At 37.1% G+C, this 396-nt stretch carries 1 pseudogene; it reads left to right on the forward strand.

What is annotated here, in order from left to right:
- Positions 1–219: 219 nt before the first annotated feature.
- A pseudogene (locus LOK41_RS28630) lies at positions 220–396 on the forward strand (glutaminase); the annotation flags it as partial.

Raw genomic sequence — 396 nt, forward strand, 5'->3', positions numbered from 1 at the left:
TCATTAGGGTTTATTTCGTATGCAAATCTTTAAATTCCCTACACGTAGCCTTTAGAAAAAAGAAATAACCTCTACCATAATTGACGTTGTATGAGCTTAGCTTGATAGCGATGGGGTGCTACCCCTATACAAAGTTAATAGTACAGAGGAATATGGTTAAATGCTAAAGAAGTCTAGTGTTCAAGTTGAGAGTCAAAAAAAGCTTACTTAGATCAATAGGTAGCTCATTATCGATCCTATGCTGCTAAGGGACAAAGCGCCAGTTATATTCCCGCTTTGGGGAAGATAAATTTATCGCAATTAGGTATTTGTATAGTAGAGCCAGATGGAAAAATGATAAAGTCAGGGGATTGGGAGGTACCTTTCACCTTACAAAGTATATCAAAAGTAATCGGC

Origin of the sequence: Bacillus sp. TL12, from assembly GCF_022625245.1 — a bacterium.
In the GTDB taxonomy this organism is placed as follows: Bacteria; Bacillota; Bacilli; order Bacillales; family Bacillaceae_G; genus Bacillus_A.